At 35.0% G+C, this 2,368-nt stretch carries 2 pseudogenes; both read left to right on the top strand.

From position 1 onward, the window contains the following. Nucleotides 1-1,246: pseudogene (pstA, locus tag WGMM_RS05090) on the top strand (phosphate ABC transporter permease PstA); the annotation flags it as partial. Then, nucleotides 1,243-2,041: pseudogene (locus WGMM_RS05095) on the top strand (phosphoribosylformylglycinamidine synthase subunit PurQ). The pseudogenes pstA and WGMM_RS05095, both read left to right, overlap by 4 nt. The last annotated feature ends 327 nt before the right edge of the window (nt 2,042-2,368 follow it).

Genomic DNA, 2,368 nt, shown 5'->3' on the forward strand with positions numbered 1-2,368 from the left:
AAAATTCCTTAAATTACTTCAGTCAAGGCGTGTACATGCTCGTATAAAAAGGAAAAATAAAAAGAACAGAGCGCTACGCTTTTGTTCTTTCACGGCACTAGTTATCTCACTTGGCTGTCCTGTGTGTATATTGTTGAGTATATTAGTTAACTCTTACAGTGCCTTAACAGTAACGAAAATTTTATTGCCAGTTGAAATAAAATGCTGATCTTGCTTTGGCGAGTAATCCTAGTGGTTTGCGGTATAAGTCCATTGGCTTACTCAACGATTCTTTACGTAAGGTGTTTGGAGGAACTGATTTTAAAGACGGTGACGAAATTTTAAGTCGTAATTCTTACAAAGAACTAGAGAAATTTTTTCGTAAGAAAGTAAAAGATAGTGGTGAATATGAGATCTGGTTTACCGCGTCAAGTATAATTAATTCAATAAATAAAGATAAACATTTGAATGATCGTTATGCTAAATTACTTGATTGGCTAAAAGAAAAGAGGAGAGTGAAAAATTTTTTAATAAGTCTTTATTCCTTAAATCTGACTCTCGTGAACCTGAGAATGCAGGGATTTTAGGGGCATTTATCGGTTCATTAATGACAATTATAGTGTGCCTAGCATTAGCATTACCAATAGGAATTATGTCGGGCATCTGTCTTTACGAATTTATGCCTAAAAATAGGCTAATGACTAATATTGTAGAAATTAGCATGAATAATCTTGCTGCAGTGCCTTCAATAATATTTGGTGTAGTGGGCTTAACTCTCTATCTTGGCATATTTGGGCTACCACGCTCTTCACCACTTGTTGGTGGAATGACTCTTTCATTTATGATGTTACCTAATATTATAATTGCAACAAAAAATGCCTTTGCGAATGTTCCTATTACGATAAAAGATGCAGCGTTTGCGCTCGGTGCACCTCACATCAAGGTGATATTAGATCACTCTTTACCGATTGCGTTACCAAGAATAATACATGGTACTGTGCTTGCAATTGCAAGGATTTTAGGTGAATCTTCTCCTTTACTTATGATGGGTATGGTGGCATTTATTGCTGATACACCTACGTCCTTTTTCGATCCGGCGACTGTTCTACCTGTGCAAATATACATATGGTCAAGCAATCCTGAAATTGCATTTGTTGAACTTGCTGCTATCGCAATTATAGCTTTATTATTGGTGTTATTTGCGTTAAATTTAGTAGCAAATTTTGTAAAAAGGAAATTCGAATTTTTTAATTTTAGCAATTCATGAAAATCACAGTCCTATCTGGTTATGGCTTAAATTGCGAAAAAGAAACTGCATTTGCATTTATGGAATGCAGCAGAAAACTTGGTATTGGTAATATTGAAGTAAAAATCGTTCACATTAACGATATCATAGATAATCCAGGTGAACTGAAATTAAGCAATATACTTGCAATTCCAGGGGGTTTTTCCTATGGTGATGACACTGGTGCTGGTAATGCGTTTGCTTTACGTATTAAAAACAACTTGTTGGATGAGTTTCAAGAGTTTTTATCTCAGGACAAGCTGATTATAGGAATATGTAATGGTTGTCAGATATTAGTAAAATTAATTCCAGAATTCTCTAGTCTAGCTTTAATCCATAATGATATAGGCAATTATCAATGCCGTTGGATTAGAGTGAGGGTTAATTCAAAGAGTAATTCTGTTTGGCTACGGGGCCTGAGTGAACTATATCTCTCTATTGCTCATGGGGAAGGCAAATTTTTTATGGATCAAGATATTTTGAACCAATTGATTGAGAGCAATTCCACCGCATTACGTTACATTGATAAAAATGGCAACTATGCTAACCTACAATTTCCTTACAATCCGAATGGATCTACATACGACCTAGCAGCTTTATCAGATAAAAGTGGAAGAGTGCTAGCTTTAATGCCCCATCCAGAAAGGGGAATATTTTTTACCCAGCAAGATAATTGGCCCCTTAGAAAAAGAAAAGAGCAAGCGTTTAGGTGTTGCTGTGCCAAAATATGGCGATGGAATGCTTATATTTGAAAATGCACTAAAGTATTTTTGTTAAAATTTATTGATAGGGATTTATGGTCGAAATTATCCCCTGATATTGCAAAAAACTTACTTGACATCCTTCGCCAACCCCCTTATCATGAAACTGAAGCTATTTATTTATCTTCTCTGTGCAGATTAAATGACAAAAAAACTCGCGTATCTGGCGTCCCATGTTTAATTTTTTGCACTGTGTGCATCTTATGTCTTTATAAAATTCTAGGTTTTTACCTAATATAAGCTGAAATGCGCTTATAAAGCATTTAAAACATCAGAAAACGCCGATTTAAAAAATGGATAGTGAATAACTAGCTACCCTAGGGTTTCTTTTGCCTTTTTTTCT

The organism is Wolbachia endosymbiont of Glossina morsitans morsitans, from assembly GCF_000689175.1.
GTDB classification, from domain to species: domain Bacteria; phylum Pseudomonadota; class Alphaproteobacteria; order Rickettsiales; family Anaplasmataceae; genus Wolbachia; species Wolbachia pipientis.